This window comes from Streptomyces sp. UNOB3_S3 (assembly GCF_020740895.1).
In the GTDB taxonomy this organism is placed as follows: domain Bacteria; phylum Actinomycetota; class Actinomycetes; order Streptomycetales; family Streptomycetaceae; genus Streptomyces.
Genome location: NZ_JAILXP010000052.1, coordinates 1 through 18,941, shown reverse-complemented (window position 1 = coordinate 18,941; position 18,941 = coordinate 1). Strand labels below are relative to the sequence as shown.

Genomic DNA, 18,941 nt, shown 5'->3' with positions numbered 1-18,941 from the left:
CACGATGCCGATCACCACGACCGCCGGCCGGCAGGCCGTCACCACCCTGGGACGCCAGGAGCGCGACGTTCTCTACGCGGTCGGCTGCGGCCTGCGGGACGACGAGATCGCCACCGCCCTCGCCATCCCCGAGGAGGCCGTGGCCGGGCACCTCACGCGGATCCTCGCCGCGCTCGGGCTGCGCGACCGGGCCGCCGCCATCGTCCACGCCTTCGACTGCGGCCTCGTCGCCCCCGGCCGCGGCCCCCGCAGGCAGGTGACGGGCCCGCTGCCACCGGCCGCCGCCCGCCATGTCCCCGGACCGCGGTTACGGATATCGGTGCTCGGCCCCCTGCGGGCCTGGCGCGACGGACAGCCCGTGGACCTGGGGCACCTGCGCCAGCAGGCCGTACTGGCGGCGCTGGCCCTGTGCCTGGGCCGGTCGGTCAGCCGACAGGAATTGACCGACGGGGTGTGGGGCGAGGAGCCGCCGAACACCAACGTGGTGCCGGTGTACATCTACCGGCTGCGCAAGGTCCTGCGCGCGGGAGGCGGCCCGGACTCGGTGATCGAGCGCGACCGGAGCGGCTACCGGCTGCTCCCCGGCGCGGTCACCGTGGACGTGGCGCGGGTGGAGGAGCTGGTCACCGCGGCCGGCGCGGCCGAGCGGGCGGGCGATCTGGCCGGGGCGGTCCGCGCCTGCTCCCAGGCGCTGGACCTGTTCCGCGGCGAGCCGCTGGCCGGCCAGCCGGGGCCGTTCGCCGAGCTGGAGCGGCTGCGGCTCACCGAACGCAGGATCGTCATCGTGCAGCGGAAGCTCGACTGGCAGCTGCGGCTGGGCCAGCACTCCGAGGCGATCGCCGAGCTGGCCGCCCTGACGGTGGCGCAGCCCCTGAACGAACCCGTCGCCGCGATGCTGATGCGCGCGCTGTACCTCAGCGGCCGGCAGGCCGACGCGCTGACCGTGTACGACCGTACCCGCCGCCGTCTGGCCGACGATCTGGGGGTCTCTCCGGGCCAGTTGCTGCGGCAGGCACACCGGACGATTCTGCGCGGGGGCGACATGAAGGGCGGCATCCGCCTCGGTCTCACCGGAACCACGCGGTGAGCGACCCCACGCGGCGTACGCGCGGTGAGGAGCTGCTGCTGGCGAGGATCTCGGCGGCGGCCGGCCGCGAGCGGCTCGGCAGGCGGCTCGCCACCTACGCGGCCGCCGCGTACACGACGAGTACGGCGGGCACGGCGCGTGCGAAGGCCCTGCTGGCCCTCGTCCGGCACGTCGGGTCGGCCGGGGCGGCGCACACGCGCGACGCCGCGCGACTGGACCTGTACGAGAACGGGTTGACGGTCGCCGTCAAGGGCCGGATCCACGTCGTCCGCTACGACACGACCTCCGTCTACCGGACGGAAGCCACGCGTCCGGGCGGTACGGCCCACGCGCTCACCGACGTCGACGGGGAACGGGTCGTACTGCGCGGCGGCCCGGAACAGGGCGAGGCGCCGGAATGGTGGTCCGGGATCGAGCGGGGCGTCGTCGGCGCCCGGCTGCCGAGGGCGCTGGCCGCGCTCGCCAGAGGCGAGCGCCTGGCCTTCGGCGAGGTCTGGCTCACCGGGGAGGAGATCGGGTGGGGGGAGGTGCGCGCGCGGTGGCCGCGCGTCCGGCGGCTGCGGACCGGGCCGGGAGCCGTCGGGCTCGACATCGACGGGACCTGGCACGAGCTGGGCGCCACGGGATCCGGGATCCCCGGCCTCCTCGTCCTCCGCGCGCTCGTCGAACACCTCGGGCCGGGGCGGTCCGGCGAGCGGTTTCATCCCGATGTCAACGGCAGCACCTAACATCCAGGCACACCAAGGTGGTTGTACGTCGACACAAGGAGAAACAGAGCGATGACCCTGGCCCGCACATGGAGGAAGGCGATCGTCGCCGGGGCGGCGGCGGTCATGACGGCCATGACGGCCGCCGTGCCCGCCGCCGCCCACGCGGATCCGGCGCGCCACTACTACCTGGAGCTGGGCGGCACCGGCGCGGCGGCGCCCGCGCCCGGCTGCACCGGCAGCTACGCGTTCGCCGACAAGCACCTCGACGGGGGCATTCCGGTGCCGGTGTGCTACCCGGCGAGCGCCGGCCCCTGGCTCAACGGCCGCAACCAGTTCCCCGACCCGGCCGCGCCGAGCTTCGACACCAGCGTGCGCGAGGGCTACCGCAATCTGCTGGCCGCCGCCGAGGAGACCCACCGCCGTGACCCCGGCGCCCGGCTCACGATCGTCGGCTACTCGCAGGGCGCGCAGGCGGCCGACCAGGTGCTCCAGAAGATAGCGAGCGGTGGGACCGGGATACCCCGCTCGCTGGTGAGCGGCAAGCTCTACTCCGACCCGATGCAGCCGGGCACCGGCATCTGGGCCAAGCTGCCCAAGGGCTGGAGCGCCTTCGGGTTCACCTCCCCCGGCCCCGGCCCGGAGAAGTTCGACGGCATCCCGGTGCAGCGCTTCTGCATCCGCACCGACGGGGTGTGCGACGCGACGGCGCTGACGTCCATCGGCGGCTTCCTGGCCCAGCACCCGAAGTACCAGCGCGACGGCAACATCATGACGAAGACCATCGCCCAGGAGGGCGGCGAGGGGGTCGTCTGGTACGAACCCTGACCGTCCCCCACCGCCGTCAGCCGCAGGCCTTGCTCAGCCCCGCAGCGGCCATCAGGCGGTCCGGGGAACGGGCGTCGGTGACGACGCGGACCTGTTCCAGTTCCCCGAGCACCCCCGCCAGTCTGGGCAGGAGGCGCACGGTGAGCCGGTCGCCGGGGGCGATCAGTCCGTCGAGCACGCCCTCGGCCAGCGTGTGGTTGAGGTGCACCAGTGCGCCGGCGACGGTGCGGTCAGCGGCGGCGGCCAGATACAGCACCCGGTGCACGGGCGGTCGGTGTGCCCGGCCCGGTGCCGTGGGGATCTCGACGGTGATCCCGGAATGTCCGGACAGAGGGGCGGAACCGGTGAACAGCCGGAGGAGCCTGCGCAGGCCCGTCGTCGCGGCCGCGGGGCCCGGCGGCGTCCAGGCCGCGGACGCGTCGTCGGCGACGGAGGCGAAGGAGAACCGGTCCCGCAGATGGAGCGGGTTGCCCGCCAGGAAGACGGTGCGGGTGAACGACCGTCGCCAGGCCTCGGCCCGCTCGGGGTCGAGTCCCAGGGCGAAGCCGCAGGTCGAGCGGATCCAGCGGTCCAGGTCGAAGCGGTGGACGACCGCGGCGACCAGGACCGTCTCCTCGCCGCCGGCCGCCGCGACGTCGGCCCGCGCGGCCAGCAGCCCGTCGAGGGTGGCCAGGTCGTGCCGGGCCGCGAGGTCGGGGCGTACGGCGGCGAGCCGGGCCGCCGCGGCCTCGCGCAGGTGGTGCTGGACCTGGTTCACAGGAACACCCCCGAGAGCAGGCCGGGGACGGGTGCCGGGCGCCGGGTGCCCAGCAGGCTCGACGTCAGCCGGTAGGGATTGACGTGGAGGTGGTCACCGCGGTGGCGCGCCAGCAGTTCGGCGACGGTCCCGTCCGCGGTCCCGTCCAGGTCCGGGCCCGCGGAGTCGATCATCCGCTCGGCCCGGCGCAGGCACTGCCGGAGCAGGTCGGCGCGGAAGGACTGCTGCTGTCCCGGGCCGAGCACGGCGATGAAGTACAGCCGCATGCCCAGCCGGACGGCGGCATCGCCGTGGTCGGCGCGGGCGCGGTCCAGGAGCGCCCGGGCGTGGGTGTCGTGCCAGCCGCCGTGGCGGGCCGAGCGGATCCGGCCGTCGATGGGGACCCGCCCGATGGGCACACGGCGGACGCCGGTCCCCAGGGCGGTCAGGACGCGCGCCAGCTGCTGGTAGTCGGAGTCGAGTTCGGTGTCGTGGAGCAGCACCACCTCGTCGAAGTCCGGTGCCAGCGGCATGAGTTCCCGCAGGGCGCAGGCGAGGTAGTTGGGGCGTCCGTCGGCGGTCACCAGCTGCCGCAGCGGCAGGCCGAAGCGGGTGAGGTCGAGGTGGACGGGACCGCCGAGCGCGCGCTGGTCCAGGCACATGCCCAGGGCGTCGAGCCGGTCGAGGGCGGTGTCGAGGTCGTACCGGGGTGGCTGGTGGCGCAGCAGTCCCGGGTCGTGCAGGCCGAGCTCCGCGTACTGTCCGGTCCACAGCCGCAGGACGCGTTCGCCCGCGGGGTGCACCCATCCGTCCTCCACGGCGTCCGCGTAGTGCCGCAGGTCCTCGGCCGGCACCCGGCCCTGCTCGGCGCGGAAGGCGACGTAGAGCCGGCCGATGTCCTCCTCGGTGGCCTCGTCGTAGCTCCTGTCGCCCTGGGTCCGGTCGAGGAACTCCCAGAAGGCCAGGGTCTGTTCGCAGAGGTGGTAGGTGCTGTGACTGCAGCGGTAGGTGACGTCGGCGAGCTGCCGGGTGGCCCGGAACATCACGTCCGTCCACAGCAGCCCCTTGAGGTGGCTGGGGGTGAGCGGCTTGGACGGGGTGATGGTGACGGGTGCCAGGAGGACCCGGGGCCGGCCGGCGGGCGCCCCGGCCTCCGGCGCCCGGCTCATGGCACGGGCGCGCATGTCAGCGCTTCCGGCCGTGGACGAAGAACACCCGGCTGACCCCGGGCTCCGGCCGCGGGACCACCGGGTCGGGCCAGCGCCCGAAGTCGGCTCCCTCCTCGCCCGGCTGCACCGCCCGCGCCTCGTAGCCGTGGCGCGCGAAGAGCGCCTCGGGCTCGTCCGTGCCGGAGATCCAGGGGCAGCCCCAGCCGGCGAAGACGTCGAGGAGACCCTTCATACGGGGCTGGGTGAGGGCGGCCTCGTTGACGAGGTCGGCGGCGATGGTGCTGCCCGGCGCCGAGATCGCGGCGATGCGCGCCAGCACCCGGTCGACCTCGTCCCCGGGCAGGTAGTAGAGCAGCCCCTCGACCAGCCAGACCGAGGGGACGGCCGGGTCGTACCCGGCCTCCCGCAGTTCCCGCTCCCAGTCGGGCGAGGTGAGGTCGACGGCGACCTCGCGCCGGTCGACGCGGGGCGGCTCGGCCCCCAGCAGCCGCCTCTTGTGGTCGAGCACCGCCGGGCGGTCGAGCTCGAACCACCGGACGCGGCCGGGCCAGTCGAGGCGGTGGGCGCGCGAGTCCAGGCCGGCGGGGGCGAGCACGATCTGGGTCGTCCCCGGGTCGGCCGCAGCCCGCTGGAGGAGGTCGTCGAGGAACCGGGTGCGGATGGCGTTGTAGTCGGGAGTGCTCGGCAGCGTGCCGTCCTCGCCGGGTGTCACGGCCGCGGCGCGCACCTCGCCGAGCAGGGCCATGCCGGTGTCGCCGCACAGGGTCGCGGCGTAGGGGTCCTCGTAGAGCCGGTCCTCCCGCCGGGTCTCCACGGCGCGGAGGGCGGCGGTGAGCAGCGCGGTGCGCTCGACGGGGTCGTGCAGTGCGGTCACGGTTCGTTTCTCCCCAAAGGTGCGGTGGCCGTGGGCGTGCCTCCGGTCAGCCGGGCCCATCGCTCCGGTTCCTGCCGGAACAGCCGGTCCTTGACCTGGGTGGGCCGGATGCCGGAGGCGACGGTCTCCTGCCAGTCGCGCAGGAAGGCGTCCGCGTCGAGGCACAGCAGTGACGGCGCCCCGAGCCGGTTCCCGTCCCGCGCCAGCCGGTATCCGGCGGACTCGCCGCGCAGGGCGTCGTCGAGGCGCGCGGTGAAGCGTGTCCGTTCCTCGTCGTTCCAGGGGGTGCGCGGGGCGACCGCGAACTCGTAGCGCGACCGGTCGACGCGGCAGGCCACGTTGTGCAGTTCGAGGCCGCCCGCGCGCAGGGCGGTCTCGACGGCCCGGACGACCTGGGCGTCGCGCAGCCGCTCTCCCGCGTGGTCGGAGCGGGTGCCGCGGCCGGTGTACTCCAGGCGGGGCACTCCCCCGTCGTGGTCCACGACACGGACCACGTCGCCGACGGCGTAGCGGTAGAGCCCGCCGACGTGGCTGAAGACGACGTGGTAGTCGCGGCCCGGTTCCAGCTCGTGCGGCCCGAGGGTCGCCGTGTCCGGGGCGAGGTCCTCGTCGGCGTCGGCGAACTCGTACACCGAGGCGGTGACGACCAGGCTGCCGGCGGAGGGGTGCCGGTCCAGGGCCACGCCGACGGGTCCCTCGGAAGCGGCCACGGGCGCGGGCAGCAGGGTCACGCCGGGCCCGAACTGTTCGCGGAGCCTGGGCAGGTAAAGCCTGGCCAGGCCGGTGGTCCAGCAGAAGATGGCGCGCATCCGGGGCCAGATGTGCGACGGGCGGACGGTGCCGTGGCGTTCCGCGAGCCGGTCGAGCGCGGCCGCGCGCTCCGGGTCGGGCGCGCCGTGGGGGTGCCCGCCCAGGGTGCCGTCGCGGATCTCCTTGACGATCCGCGGCCACCACAGGTTCAGCTGGTACGGCAGGGCGGCGACCATGGCCGGGTTGATGCCGATCACGCAGCGGACGTCGTTCTCCACGGCGAGGCGGAGCCGCAGGTACATCTTCTCCAGGTGCTCGCCCGCCTCGACGGGGACCGGCAGGGTCGCCCAGGGGGCGCCGGTGCCGGGTTCGGCGGAGAGCGGCTCGCCGAACCTCTCGCCGAAGTCCACCTGGCTCGCGCCCACGTGGGGGCGGCCGGAGGCGGTGGTGGGCGGGGCCGCCAGCGGGTCGTGCTTGAGGTTGAGAACGGCGCCGGGGTGCTGGAGGACGTCCGGGAAGTGCTCGATGAGCGGCGCCCACGCCGCGTAGTAGAAGGGGAAGAACGTGGTGCGCATAAAGCGCGGCGTGACCGGGATCTTCTTGTGGGCACCGGTGCTGCCGCTGCTGGTGAAGAACACGGCGGGCTGATCGGCCGTGAGGACACCGGTCTCACCGGCCGCCGCGCGCTCGATCCAGGGCTCCAGGTCCGCGTACGTCTGCACCGGGACCGCTTTGCGGTAGTCGGCCAGGGTGCGGATGGCGCCGAAGCCGTGCCGCTTCCCGTACGCGGTGCCGGAATTGAATTCCAGGAGGTCGGCCAGGACGGCGCGCTGGTGGCCGTCGGGGTCGGCGAAGGCGGCGCGCAGCCGGGCGCGTTCGGCGAGGACCCGCTCTCGGTAGCGGCGCACCCGGCCCGGGTCCGCCCAGGATTCAGCCAAGTTCATCGACAAGCACTCTCCGTATGGATTCGGCGGTGTGCGCGGGGTCGTCCTGTTCCTCGACGACGGTCACCGGCAGGTCCCGGATCTCGTCCCACATGGCCTTGGCGAGGTCCCTCTGGTACCGGTGGAACTCGTCCCGGCCGGGCCGCGGGCCGTAGTGCTCCAGAGGGTTGGTGTCGGCGCCCTCGCGGCTGCGCCGCCAGGCCGTCTCCGGCGTCACGTCGAGGTAGATCACATGGCGCGGCCGGGGAAAGGAACGCCACCAGGCGAACATGGGGTGGTGGTCCGCCGCCCCGGCCAGCCGGCATTTGGCGAGGTACTTGTAGTAGTACGAGTCGACGACGGCGGGCACCCGGGGACCGGAGCGCAGCAGCTCGTCGCGGAGATGGACGACGGCCGTCTGCACCATGGTGGTGAGGAAATCCGCCGACCATGCCTGCCCGTTGGGCGCGACCTCCCGGACGAGCTCGCGGCGCAGCCGGTTGAGCAGGGCGTGCTCGGGGGCCAGCAGCGTTCCGTCGGCGGACACCGTCCGCCACGCCGGAGCCTCCCGGCCCAGCGCGGCCAGCACCGTGGACTTGCCGGCGTGGTCGGGGCCCAGCAGGACGCAGAACGGCGGCTGTCCGGCGTCAGGACCGCGATGGGGCCCGGCAGCGGTATCGGTCGTCATGACGGCCAGCGAAACACAAACGATCTAGGGAATTTGCGGGACTTCGGACTCTTCAGACCCTTTGGGCCCTTCGGATGGTCCGTCCGGTCCCTTTCCCTCTTTGGAGTTGCTCCGGGCACCCGTGGTTCAGAACGGCCGGATGAGTGGTACGACATCAAGGGTGACGACGCGAGCCGAGCACATCGCCACCCTCCGTCCCCGCTACCAGCGGGACCTGGCTTCCGGCACCGAGCGGTTCTTCGACCCCAGACGGGAGACCTGCCCCTGGTGCGAGTCGAGCAGACTGCGCGAGCGGCTGCGCACCACCGACCTCCTCCAGCACAAACCCGGCACCTTCGTCATCGACCGGTGCCTCACGTGCGGCCACCACTTCCAGAACCCCCGACTCAACGAACAGGGCCTGGAGTTCTACTACCGCGACTGCTACGACGGGCTCGGCCGGGAGTCCGCCGAGAGACTCCTCGGGTCCTCCCGCAGCAAACAACGCCACCTGGTCGCCGCGGAGTCCATGCGCCCCTTCGTCGACCCCGAACGCTGGCTGGACGTGGGCACGGGGTACGGCTACTTCCCGGAAGCGGCGCGGCAGGTCTTCCCGAAGACCGCGTTCCACGGCCTGGACCAGGGCGAAGGCGTGACGTTCGCTGAAACGGAAGGGCGGATCGACCAGGCTCTGCGGGGCATGTTCACGGACATGGCCCCTTCCCTGGCAGGGCGGTACGACGTGGTGAGCATGCACCACTACCTGGAGCACACCCCCGACCCCCGCGCGGAGCTACGGGCCGTACACACCGCGCTGACTCCCGGCGGGCTGCTCCAGATCGAGGTACCGGACCCCGAATCGGTGTACTCCCGGGCACTGGGCCGCTGGTGGCTGCCGTGGTTCCAGCCCCAGCACCTGAATATGATGCCCTGCCGCAACCTCCGGCAGGCCCTCGACGACGCCGGCTTCACCGTGATGGAGGTGGAACGCGCGGTGGCACACCGGCCGGTGGACCTCGCCGCCGCCGTGGGGCTCCTGCTCTCCCACGTCCTGCCCCGGGACGACGCCCCCTGGCATCCTCGGCCGCCGTCCGCCACGGCACGGCGCGTGCGAAAGCTCCTGTGGACGAGCGGCCTGCCGGCCGTGATGGCAGCGTACGCGCTCGACAGGGCCTTCGACCCGGTCGCCCGGCGCACGTCCTTCTCCAACGCCTACCGGCTCCTCGCCCGCCGGAACTGAACAGCACTACGGTCACGGGCCTGCCGCGAGCGCCTCCAGGTGCCCGGCGGCCGCACCGGCGCCGCCGGCCGCGCGCAGCCGGTCCCGCAGGCGCCGGGCGGCGGCCCGGTGGTCCGGCCCGTCCAGAACGGTGTCGAGCGCCGCCCCCAGCCGGGCGTGGTCGGCGCGGCCGAAGCGCACCCGCACCGCCGCACCCGCGTCCGTGGTCCGGGCGGCTACGAACGGCTGGTCGTCGCGGATGGGAGCGACCACGAGCGGAACCCCGTGCCACAGCGATTCGGTGACCGTATTGTGCCCCGCATGGCAGATCACCGCTGACATCCGGGGCAGCAGGTCGAGTTGAGGGACCCTCGGCAGGGTGAGCACGGTGTCGTCCGTCGTCCCGGCCAGCACCCCGCCGGGGTCGGTGATCACGGCCTGCAAGCGGTGCGCCCGTCGCCGTACGGCCGCCGCGCACTCGGCCAGGAAGCGGCCGCCGGTATCGGTGTTGACGGTCCCGAGGGAGACCAGGGCGGTGGCCCGGTTCAGGTCGAGCCATTCCCAGGGGAAGTCCGGCGCCGTACGGCGGGTGCGCAGGGCGGGACCCACGAAGCGCACATTGGGCACCGACGTGTCCACCAGCTCGGCGACGGTATAGGCCAGTACGAGATCGGGGGAGAACCGCGGGTCGTGCGTGGCCCCGGGGTCGCCGAACCGCTCGCGCAGCCGCGTGAGCAGGGAGCGGATCCATTCCTCGATCCTGGGCAGGGCGGCGGCGTATCCGCCCACGTCCGCCGGGGTGGTGGCCGAGGTGGCCCAGCGCACCCCGAGCCGCTCGGCCGCCAGGGCTCCGGCGAGAGCCTGCTGGTCGGCCACGAGCACGTCCGGGCGGAACGCGCCGATCGCCTCCCGCGTGCCCGGGGTCATCGCCTCGGCCAGCGGCAGGAGGAAGTCCTCCCACAGGAGCCGCAGCGCCGCGGCCCCCCGCGACCCCGGCGGCCGGCGCACCCGCGCCGGGCCCGCGCAGGGGTACACCTCGGCGTCGGCGCCGACCGCGTCCACGATGGCCTCGGGAGGCCCGGCCCAGGCCACGCGGTGGCCTCGCACGGCGAGTTCGGCGGCGACGGCCGCCGCCGGGTTGATGTGCCCCGCCAGCGGGGGGACGACGAAGAGGAACCGGCTCATGGCGTACCCGCCCCCTGGCGCCTCCGATGGCCCTCGCGCATCCAGTCGACCAGCAGCCCACCGACCGTCTCGCGGGCGTCGACGAGGACGCGGTGACCGTGGCCGGGGATGGTGACGGTGCGGCAGCGCGGCAGGACGCGTTCCAGCGCGGAGGGCGCGGTCGGGGCGAGGGGGGAGTCCCCGCCGTAGAGGGCCAGTACCGGTATGTCGAGGGAGCTCCAGTCGGCCTCCTCCCGGGTACGGCTGGCCGCGACGTCCTCGACCAGGGTGGTGTCGAGCAGCAGGGGCCGGGACCGATGGGCCGCCCGGGCCGCGTCGCGGCCGTGTTCCCTCTCGATCGGGCCGACCGCCCGGGGATCGCGGGCCGCCTCCGCGAGCCGGGCGAGCAGCCGGCCCATTTCCCGTGCCCAGTCACGGGTGGGGAGGACCGACTCGATCAGGGCGACGCCGATGAGCCGGTCCGGGTACTGAACGGCGAAGTCCATGGCGACCGCCCCGCCGAAGCAGTCGCCGACGAGGAAGAAGGGACCGGCTATGCCGAGGGTGTCGAGGAGGGCGAGGAGATCGGCGGTGAACTCCTGGAGCCGGTAGCCGGTGCGCGGCCGTTCGCTGCGGCCGTGGCCGCGCTGGTCGTACATCACGACGCGGTGGCCGGCGGCTGCGAGCTCTCCGGCCACGCTGAAGTAGTAGGCGGCCAGGCTGTTGAGGGTCAGGCCGTGGACGAGCACCACGACCGGCCGACCGGGATCGCCCAGGCACTCGACGTTGAGGCGGGTGGGACCGACGTGCAGTGCTGTCATCGCAGGCGCTCCACGATGTGGTGCACCAGGTCCCCGACGGTGAGATCCGCGATCCGGTCGATGTCAAGCGAGGCGAAGTAGGCGGGGAAATCGACGCGTTCACCGTACTGGGAGCGCAGCTCGGCGGTGAGGGTGACCAGGTCGATGGATTCCAGGTCCAGGTCGTCCACGAAGCGGGTCTCCATCGTGACGGTGCCGGGGTCCGGTGGGAAGCCGTCGAGGACGACGTCCAGCGCCTCGGTGACCCGGGTCAGGACGGCGGTCGCTTCGGTGTCGTTGGACGTGGTGGTCATGGCTGCTGTCCGTTCGTCGAGGGCGGGGAGTGGGACTCGTCGTGGGTCCAGGCGACGATGTAGCTCCTGGGCCGCAGTCCGGGTGGGTTGTCGACACGCGCGAGACGGATGGCGTACGAGCGTCCCGAGGGCGCCCGGACGGTGAGGGTGTCGGCGCGGTCGCGGTCCGGGGCCGTGACGAGGAATCCGTGCGGATCGCCGCGCAGCCCTGTCCCCTCCGCCTTCGCGGCCGCCTCCTTGGCCGTCCGGAACCGGGCGAGCTGCTCGGGCCCGCCGCCAAGGTGCCGGAAGAGAGCGCGTTCGCCGGGGGCGAGCACCGCGTCGGAGGCCGTGGCCGGCCGGTCGGTGATCTCCGCGATGTCGATGCCCGCCCGGATGCCCCCGGGCCGTACCAGCGCGACGGCCGCTTCCCGGCAGTGCGCGAGGGACAGGTCCAGCGGCGGCAGCCGGCGGCCGTGCACGCCCTCCGGGCGGGGACGTCCCGAGGGCTCGTTGTGCACCCGCACTTCGCCGGGGAAGACGGGCCCCTCCCCGTGCGCCCACAGATGGCGACGCACCGCGTCCTTGGCGGCGACCCTGCCGAGCAGCCACTGCCGTCGGCCGGGCGCGGGACGGCGCGCGAAGGCGGTCCGTTCCTCGCCGACGAGCTGGCAGCGCATCATCAGCTCCAGCGAGGCCGGGTCGGGCCAATGGTCGAAGACGAGCTGCCAGCCGCCTGGCTGCGGGGCCGAGAGCGTACGGCGGTCGGGCGTCCGGTGGAAGGCGACCGTCGTCGGGTTCGAGTCGAATCTGCGGTCCTGCCAGCCGTGGATCCCGGCCCACACCCGGCCCTCGTGCACGAGTTGGGCGTCCGCTTCCAGCACCTTGTCCGTGATCCGGGTGACGCGGATGTGGCAGTCGACGCGGGAGCCGGGCGAGGGGTGGGGGCCATGGAAGACGATCTCCCGGATGCCCACGGGGAGGATGTCCGTACGGTCGGCGTGGGTCGCCATCAGCCAATAACCGAGCAGCTGGCCGACGTTGTCCAGAAGAGCTCCGGGCGCGTCCGGGCAGGTGAGGACGCCCCGCACGTGCCGTTCCCCGAGCGCGACGACCTCGGTGACGCCTTGGAAGCGCGGTCCGTGGAACATCCATCGCCGCTCGTACATCTCCCGGGCCGGGACGGAGGGCGCGGCCTCGGGTTCGTCGCACGGCCAAGGGGCGGGCGGCTCCGGGTAACCGGCGGCCGTCCGGATGCCGGCGCGCGCGTAGTGGCCGAACGCGGCCCGGTGCCAGCCGCCACCGTCCTGTCCGGCGGTGACCGTCAGCTCCACGGCGACGGGCGGTTCCGCGACCGTCCATTCCAGGAAGCGGGCGTCGCGCACGGCGACGGGGGTCCCCGCCGCACCGGCGGCGTCCAGCATGAGCTGGACGATCGTGGTGGCGGGGACGACGGGCCGGCGGTCGGCGAGGTCGGGCCAGCCGGGGCGTTGGCGGTAGAAGCAGTGGTCGAGGAGGTACGGCATGTCGTCGACGCCGACCTTGACGACGCGGCGGGTGACGGCGGGAGCGGTTGTGCGGGACGTCGTACGGGGCGTTGTCCGCCCGGCCCCGCCGGGACGCTCCGCGGCGGTGAACAGTTCGGCCGCCGTGGTGGCCGTCTCGGTGAGCAGCGCCTCCAGTTCGGCGGCGGCGGGATTGCGCCGGGCGAGGTCACGCAGCGGAGTGGCGGGGCCCGTGGCAGGGCCGCCGTGGGCCCGGCCCAGCGCGGCGCGGAGCCGCTCCCGGGCCTGGGGACGCAACGACACCGGACCGGCCCCCAGGTCGAGGCGTGTCGTCGGGCGGTGTCCGCCGAGAGCGGTGAAGTCCGGTTCCGCGCCGGCGGTCCACAGTGCGGCCGCGACCCGGTCGAGCTGGGCGAGGCCGCCGCGGCGCGGCGAGTTCGCGGCGACGGCCAGGTGTTCGCGGCCGGTGAGCGTGTCCCCGATCAGTGCCGGGAGCTGGCCCGCGCCGACCTGGACGAAGGTCCGGAACCCCGCCGCGTACATGGCTTCGGTCAGCTGCCGGAAGCGGACCGGTTCGAGGAGGTGGCGGACGAACAGCTCCCGGATGCCGGCCTCGTCGTCGGGGAAGGGCGCCGCCAGTGTTCCCGACCACACCGGCGTCGTGGCCGGGTGGATGGCGAGGCGGGGCAACGCGTCCCGCAGATCGTCGAGATGGGGCGCCAGCATGGGGGTGTGGAACCCCGACTGGAAGGGCAGGACGCGGCCGAGGACCCCCTCGCCGCGCAGCCGGGCCACGAGGTTCTCCAGCTGTTCCCGGGGGCCGCAGACGACGCATTGGTGCGGGGCGTCGTCGTGGGAGAGGACGACGCCGGGGTATCCGGGCAGCACGTCCTCGATCCGTGCGGCGGGGGCGCCCAGCGCCAGGAAGGCGAGCGCGGGAAACCGCAGATGCCGGATGACGGTGTCGCGGAGCGCTTCCCCCGGCCTGTCCTCGCGGAAGATCCCTCCCGCGATCATCGCGGTCCATTCGCCCGCGCTGTGGCCGGCGACGGCGTCCGGGCGGATCCCCATGCGGTCGAGCGCGGCCGACAGCAGTCCGCCGACGTCGAGCAGGGCGGCCGCGTGACCGGTGACGTCGCCGACTCGCGGCTTCCCGGTGTCGGGGCGTTCCCTTCCGAAGTGGTCGGCCACGTCGTCCACCTGGGGAGAGAATTCGGCCTCCAGACCGGGGAAGACGAACGCCGTCCGTCCCCCGCCGGGTCCGAGGAGCGGCGCCGGCGCGAACCACAGGCCGCCGCGTCCGCCCCACAGCCGCCCTCTGGCCACGGCCTTGCGGGCCAGCGCGAGCTGTCTGGCGCCGGGTCCGGCGATCGCCAGCCGGGCCGGACCGCTCCCGTGCGCGTCCAGGGCGCGCAGGGCCGCGTCGTCGGTGTCGAGCAGGGCGGCCAGGGCCTGAGGAGTGTCCGCCGCCAGGCGCAGCACCCGTTCGCGTTCGGTGACGGCGGCCCGCCGGGGCCGTGACCGGGAGGCGGGGGCCGGGGCGGGCCCCGGCGGCTCCTCCAGCACCACGTGGGCGTTGATCCCGCCGAAGCCGAAGGCGTTGACCGCCGCCCGTCGTACCCCGGCCTCCCAGGGGCGGGCGGTCGGCGTCGGGCGGAAGCGGGTGGCCGGCAGCGCCGGGTGCGGGACGTCGCAGTGGAGGGTCGGCGGGAGGACTCCGTGATGGATCGCCAGCGCCGCCTTGACCATGCCCGCGACGCCGGCCGCGGGCATGGTGTGCCCGATCATCGACTTCACCGAGCCGATGACGGCGTCCGGCCCGGCGTCCGGCCCGCTGTCCCGCCGGCCGAACACCTCCGCCAGCACGGCCAGCTCGGCCGCGTCACCGCCCGGGGTGCCCGTGCCGTGGGCCTCCAGGAGGCCGAGCGCGCCCGGGGCGGCGGGGTCGAGTCCGGCCTCCGCCCAGGCGAGCCGCACCGCGCGGGCCTGACCCGCGGGGTCGGGGGTGACCAGGGAGGCGGTGCGCCCGTCGGAGGCGATCCCCACGCCCCGTACGAGCGCGTACACCCGGTCACCGGCTCGCCGCGCGTCGGCGAGCCGCTTGAGCACCACGACGCCCGTGCCTTCGGCGAGCAGCATGCCGTCGGCATCGCGGTGGAAGGGCCGGATGCGCTGGGAGGGGGACAGGGCGCCCAGTTCGGTGAAGACGCTCCACAGCGTGGCGTCGTGGCAGTGGTGCACTCCCCCGGCCAGCATCACGTCGCACCGCCCGCGCGTCAGCTCCGACACCGCGTGGTCCAGGGCGACGAGGGACGAGGCGCAGGCCGCGTCCACGGTGTAGGCGGGGCCGCGCAGATCGAGGCGGTTGGCGACGCGGGAGGCGGCGAAGTTCGGTACGAGGCCGAGCCCGTCGCCGGGACCGTACGGGCCGAGGGCGTCGAGGAAGGCCGTGCGCAGGAGGCCGAGCCGCTCGTCGTCGATGTCCGGCAGCACCTCCCGCACGGTGTGCACGATCTGGGCCGATGTCCGTACGCGCTGGCCGAGGCGGGCCAGCCGCGGGGTGAGGTAGCCGCCCCGGCCGAGGACGACCCCGACGCGGGTGCGGTCACCGGGCAAGGCGCCGTGGCCCGCGTCGGCGAGGGCCGCGGCGGCGGTGGACAGCGCGATCAGCTGGTCGGGTTCGGTGCCGCGCACCGCCGTCGGCATGATCCTGAACTGGGCCGGATCGAAGTCGGCGAGGCCGTCGACGAAGCCGCCGCGACGGCAGGCGACCTCCTCCGGTTGCCAGCGGCCCTCCGGGATGCCGGTGATGGCGTCGACACCGTCGACGATGTTGCGCCAGTACGTGGCGAGGTCGCCCGCGCCGGGCAGGGTCACCGCCATGCCGACGATCGCGACGGGCTCACGGGCCGCGGTCACGGGAGCCGGCCCGTGGCCGTGAGCACCACTTCGTCAACATCCACATCACCGTGGGCGAGCTCGCGGAACAGCGCGCGCACGCCGTCCGCCGGGTCGATCAGCCCGATTCCCTTGCGGGCGAAGTCGCGGGCGAGCTCCGGTCCGACCATGCCGGGGTGGCCCGGGCCGGGTGCCCACGGGCCCCAGTGGACGGTGAGCGCGCGGCTTCCGGTGGCCCGCCGCCAGTCCCGGCCCAGAGCGGCGAGGGCGTCGTTGGCGGCGCTGTAGTCGGCTTGCCCCCGGTTGCCGAGGACGGCGGCGACGGAGCCGAACAGAACGGTCAGGCGCGGGGGTTCTGGCAGGCCGCGCAGCGCGGAGAGCAGGGCGCGGGCACCGTCCACCTTGGTGCCGTGGACGCGCTCGAAGGAGCCGGGCCGCTTGTCGGCGAGCAGCCGGTCCTCGACGACGCCCGCCGCGTGCACGACGGCGTCGACGTGCCCGGTCCGGGCGTGGATCGCCTCGACGGTGGTACGCACGGATTCCGCGTCCCGGAGGTCGAGACAGTGGTAGTGGGCCTCGCCGCCGACGGCCGCGATCTCGGCGAGGGTCGCGGCGACCTCGCGCCGGGCGAGGACCCGGCGGGCCTCACGGTCGACATCGGCGGCCGCGAGGCCGCCGCGCCCGGCGAGGATCGAGCGGAGGGCCGTGATGCCGGGGGCCCGGGCGGCGTCGGGGTCCTCAGAGGCACCGGACGGGTCGGTGCGGCCCAGGAGCTCGACACGGCATCCGGCGGCGGCGAGGGTGACGGCGACGCGGGCCGTGATGCCCCGGGCCCCGCCGGCGAGGAGGGCCACGCTGCCGGGACCGAGACCGGCGGCGAGGGCGTCCGCCGTCGCGTCGCCGTCGGCCAGGGGGTCGAGCGGAGGGCCGAGCGGGGCCGGGAACAGCTCCGGTCCCAGCCGGACGCCTTCGGAGGTGTGGCGGACGACCGGACACCGGTCGGGGGCGAGGAGTTCGCCGACGAGATCGTCCGCGAGCGCGGTGACGGGGCGTCCGGGGGCGAACGTGACGACGCGGGCCAGGGTGTCCGGGTACTCCCGCGCGACGGTTCGGAAGAACCCGTCCAGCCCCGCCGTGCGGGTGTCCTCCCCGGCGGGCCGGGCGCACAGCAGCCAGCGCGGACCATCACTCAGGACGGCTTGGAACAGGGGGAATCCGCTGGGAAGTACGGGCGTGGTGCCGGGTGAGAGCGCGGCGAGGTGGATGACGCCGTCGTCGCGCGTGCGGCTCTCCTCCGGGTCCGGGCGGCTGCCGGACCGGGCGGCGGCCCCGAGCGCGCGGAGGCGGTCGACGAGCGCGCGGGCGAGCGGCGTGTCCTCGTCGGCCAGCACCAGGAAGCGGCGCCCTCGCAGGACGGCGTCGTCGGGCTCGGGCGCGCCGGTGAGGGGGACGTCCCGGAGCAGATATCGCGCGGTGGCCGCGGTGGCTGCGGTGGCCGTGACGCTTGTGGGAGCGTCGGCATGGAGAGGGTGCGCACCGGGCGATGGGCCGGTCGCCGCGTCGGCGTCCTCCTCCCCGCGTCCTCCGTCCAGCCTCGCCTTCAGCCGGTCCGCGAGCGCCGCCGCCGTACGGGCCGACAGCAGATCCTCCAGATCCCCTTCCGCCCACGCGTCCCGGGCCGGCTCGGCCGCGCCCGTCAGCCGTCGGCCGAGCTCGCCCACGATCTCGGTGCGTTTGATCGAGTCGATGCTCAACTCGGCTTCCAGGTCCAGGCCGGGCTCGATGAGCTCCAGCGGATAGCCGGTCCGCTCACTGATCACGGACCGCACCGCGGCCAGCACATCCGGCGCGGCGGTGGCGGTGAACGCCTCGCGCCTCGGTGCGGGCACGGGTGTAGTCGCCGGTTCGGACACGGTCGCGGGTTCGAGCGCGGCCGGAACGCCCGGCACGCCCGGCGCCCTCCCCGCCTCCCCCGAACCGAAGAACGCCAGCAGCACGTCCCGCTGCGCCGTCACCATCTCCCGGCTGGTGCGCAGGAATTCGGCCAGCAGGCCGGGGCCGTCCGCCCGCGCGGGGTCCGGCGCGAGGGAACCGATCCGTTGGGCCGGTCGCAGCCCCCCGGCCACCGGCACCCCGTCGGCCGTGCGGACGAGCTGGCCGTCGACCGTCCAGCCCGGCCGCTCCGGCACCGCGGCCGGGTCGGCGACGAGCGCGTCGCGCCCGGCGAACAGCCGCTCCGCCGCCACCGGGACGCCCGCCACCGCGAGACGGGCCAGGGCCTGGAGGTGTCCGGCCAGCCCGGCGTCCGGACGCGGTTCGAAGGCGACGGCGAGGTGCGGGCGCGAGCCGAGAACGGCGCGGACCAGCCCGGTGAGCACCGTGCCGGGGCCGGCTTCGACGAACACGCGGGCCCCGGCCTCGTACATCGACTCGATCTGCTCGACGAAGCGCACGGGCGCGGCGATCTGCTCGGCGAGCCGTTCCCGTACGCCCACGGGATCGTCCGGATAGCGGTCGGCCGTCGTGTTGGACCAGACGGGGAAGCCGGGTGCGCGAAGCGGCAGACCGGCCAGCGCCGCGGCGAACTTCTCCACGGCCCCAGCGACGAGGGGGCTGTGGAAAGCGCAGGCGACGGGGAGACGGCGCGCGGTCAGCCCGGCGTCCTTCGCCGCGGCGAGGGCCTGCTCGACGGCCGGGGCACTCCCCGATACGACGCTCTGCTCGGGTGCGTTGTGGTTGGCGACGACCACCTCCCCCAGCAGCCCGGTCTCCCCCAGCAGCGCCGCGGTCTTCCCCGGTTCCGCCGCGATGACGGCCATGGTGCCGGGGTCTTCTCCCAGAGTCCCCGCGATCGCCCCGGCGCGCGCGACGCTGAGGTCCAGCACGGCGTCGGAGGAGAGGACGCCCGCCGCGCCGAGGGCGACCAGTTCCCCGTACGAGTGCCCGGCCGCCATGTCGGGCCGTACGCCGAGCTTCTTGAGCACGTCGTAGGCCGCCAGGCAGACGGCGCCGAGGGCGGGCTGGGCGTGCCGGGTGTCGGCGAGACGCGCGCGCTGCGCGTCCCGGGTCGCGGCGTCGAACGCGGTGGGGGGATGGAGGACGTCGGCGGGCGCCCGGCGCAGATGGCGCTGGGTCTCCGGGAACGCGACGAGGAGGTCGGCGAGCATGCCGGGGCGCTGGCTGCCCTGGCCGGGGAAGAGGACGGCGACCTTGCCCGGTTCACGGGCGCCCGCCGTATCCGCCGGACCCGCTGTATCCGTCGCATCCGCCGCATCCACCCGCCCGCGTCTTCCTCCCGGAACGACGCGGGCGGGTGGATGC

At 74.6% G+C, this 18,941-nt stretch carries 14 protein-coding genes; 4 read left to right on the top strand and 10 right to left on the bottom strand.

Annotated features, from left to right (window positions below):
- Positions 1 to 4: 4 nt before the first annotated feature.
- The 3 genes from K6I33_RS08535 to K6I33_RS08525 are packed head-to-tail and all read left to right on the top strand — an operon-like array spanning position 5 to position 2,622.
- Entirely contained in the window at positions 5 to 1,087 is a 1,083-nt protein-coding gene (locus K6I33_RS08535; protein WP_229349457.1) for a BTAD domain-containing putative transcriptional regulator, read from the top strand.
- A complete protein-coding gene (locus K6I33_RS08530) occupies positions 1,084 to 1,815 on the top strand; it encodes a hypothetical protein (protein ID WP_229349455.1) in 732 nt (243 codons plus the stop codon). The genes K6I33_RS08535 and K6I33_RS08530 overlap by 4 nt, the downstream gene beginning before the upstream one ends.
- A gap of 51 nt (positions 1,816 to 1,866) precedes the next feature.
- Positions 1,867 to 2,622 carry a PE-PPE domain-containing protein gene (locus K6I33_RS08525; RefSeq protein ID WP_229349453.1) on the top strand — a complete coding sequence of 252 codons (756 nt, stop codon included), beginning with the start codon at positions 1,867 to 1,869 and terminating at the stop codon, positions 2,620 to 2,622.
- A gap of 16 nt (positions 2,623 to 2,638) precedes the next feature.
- Here the strand turns inward: K6I33_RS08525 and K6I33_RS08520 are convergent, their stop codons facing one another.
- The 5 genes from K6I33_RS08520 to K6I33_RS08500 are packed head-to-tail and all read right to left on the bottom strand — an operon-like array spanning position 2,639 to position 7,762.
- Positions 2,639 to 3,379 carry a DUF6182 family protein gene (locus tag K6I33_RS08520; protein WP_229349451.1) on the bottom strand — a complete coding sequence of 247 codons (741 nt, stop codon included), beginning with the start codon at positions 3,377 to 3,379 and terminating at the stop codon, positions 2,639 to 2,641.
- The gene (locus tag K6I33_RS08515; RefSeq protein ID WP_229349449.1) at positions 3,376 to 4,542 is read right to left on the bottom strand and encodes a hypothetical protein; all 1,167 of its coding nucleotides are present in this window, start codon (positions 4,540 to 4,542) and stop codon (positions 3,376 to 3,378) included. The genes K6I33_RS08520 and K6I33_RS08515 overlap by 4 nt, the downstream gene beginning before the upstream one ends.
- Position 4,543: 1 nt before the next feature.
- Positions 4,544 to 5,401 carry an SAM-dependent methyltransferase gene (locus K6I33_RS08510; protein ID WP_229349447.1) on the bottom strand — a complete coding sequence of 286 codons (858 nt, stop codon included), beginning with the start codon at positions 5,399 to 5,401 and terminating at the stop codon, positions 4,544 to 4,546.
- Entirely contained in the window at positions 5,398 to 7,095 is a 1,698-nt protein-coding gene (locus K6I33_RS08505) for a GH3 auxin-responsive promoter family protein (protein ID WP_229349445.1), read from the bottom strand. The genes K6I33_RS08510 and K6I33_RS08505 overlap by 4 nt, the downstream gene beginning before the upstream one ends.
- The gene (locus K6I33_RS08500) at positions 7,082 to 7,762 is read right to left on the bottom strand and encodes a hypothetical protein (RefSeq protein WP_229349444.1); all 681 of its coding nucleotides are present in this window, start codon (positions 7,760 to 7,762) and stop codon (positions 7,082 to 7,084) included. The genes K6I33_RS08505 and K6I33_RS08500 overlap by 14 nt, the downstream gene beginning before the upstream one ends.
- A gap of 160 nt (positions 7,763 to 7,922) precedes the next feature.
- Between K6I33_RS08500 and K6I33_RS08495 the strand changes: the two genes are divergently transcribed.
- Entirely contained in the window at positions 7,923 to 8,981 is a 1,059-nt protein-coding gene (locus K6I33_RS08495) for a class I SAM-dependent methyltransferase (RefSeq protein WP_229349442.1), read from the top strand.
- 12 nt (positions 8,982 to 8,993) lie between these two features.
- Here the strand turns inward: K6I33_RS08495 and K6I33_RS08490 are convergent, their stop codons facing one another.
- The 5 genes from K6I33_RS08490 to K6I33_RS08470 are packed head-to-tail and all read right to left on the bottom strand — an operon-like array spanning position 8,994 to position 18,898.
- Entirely contained in the window at positions 8,994 to 10,145 is a 1,152-nt protein-coding gene (locus K6I33_RS08490; protein WP_229349440.1) for a glycosyltransferase, read from the bottom strand.
- On the bottom strand, positions 10,142 to 10,945 hold the full coding sequence (locus tag K6I33_RS08485; protein WP_229349438.1) for an alpha/beta fold hydrolase: 804 nt from the start codon (positions 10,943 to 10,945) through the stop codon (positions 10,142 to 10,144). Before K6I33_RS08485 ends, K6I33_RS08490 begins: the two co-directional genes overlap by 4 nt.
- The gene (locus K6I33_RS08480; RefSeq protein ID WP_229349436.1) at positions 10,942 to 11,238 is read right to left on the bottom strand and encodes an acyl carrier protein; all 297 of its coding nucleotides are present in this window, start codon (positions 11,236 to 11,238) and stop codon (positions 10,942 to 10,944) included. The genes K6I33_RS08485 and K6I33_RS08480 overlap by 4 nt, the downstream gene beginning before the upstream one ends.
- A complete protein-coding gene (locus K6I33_RS08475; protein ID WP_308297088.1) occupies positions 11,235 to 15,641 on the bottom strand; it encodes a beta-ketoacyl synthase N-terminal-like domain-containing protein in 4,407 nt (1,468 codons plus the stop codon). The genes K6I33_RS08480 and K6I33_RS08475 overlap by 4 nt, the downstream gene beginning before the upstream one ends.
- Entirely contained in the window at positions 15,638 to 18,898 is a 3,261-nt protein-coding gene (locus K6I33_RS08470) for an SDR family NAD(P)-dependent oxidoreductase (protein WP_229349434.1), read from the bottom strand. The genes K6I33_RS08475 and K6I33_RS08470 overlap by 4 nt, the downstream gene beginning before the upstream one ends.
- Between the last annotated feature and the right edge of the window lie 43 nt (positions 18,899 to 18,941).

What these genes read in the sequence shown, in the direction of transcription:
- K6I33_RS08535 (WP_229349457.1), top strand. Translation starts at nt 5, where the DNA reads ATGCCGATCACCACGACCGCCGGCCGGCAGGCCGTCACCACCCTGGGA.
- K6I33_RS08525 (WP_229349453.1), top strand. Translation starts at nt 1,867, where the DNA reads ATGACCCTGGCCCGCACATGGAGGAAGGCGATCGTCGCCGGGGCGGCG.
- K6I33_RS08515 (WP_229349449.1), bottom strand. Translation starts at nt 4,542, where the DNA reads ATGCGCGCCCGTGCCATGAGCCGGGCGCCGGAGGCCGGGGCGCCCGCC.
- K6I33_RS08505 (WP_229349445.1), bottom strand. Translation starts at nt 7,095, where the DNA reads ATGAACTTGGCTGAATCCTGGGCGGACCCGGGCCGGGTGCGCCGCTAC.
- K6I33_RS08500 (WP_229349444.1), bottom strand. Translation starts at nt 7,762, where the DNA reads ATGACGACCGATACCGCTGCCGGGCCCCATCGCGGTCCTGACGCCGGA.
- K6I33_RS08490 (WP_229349440.1), bottom strand. Translation starts at nt 10,145, where the DNA reads ATGAGCCGGTTCCTCTTCGTCGTCCCCCCGCTGGCGGGGCACATCAAC.
- K6I33_RS08485 (WP_229349438.1), bottom strand. Translation starts at nt 10,945, where the DNA reads ATGACAGCACTGCACGTCGGTCCCACCCGCCTCAACGTCGAGTGCCTG.
- K6I33_RS08480 (WP_229349436.1), bottom strand. Translation starts at nt 11,238, where the DNA reads ATGACCACCACGTCCAACGACACCGAAGCGACCGCCGTCCTGACCCGG.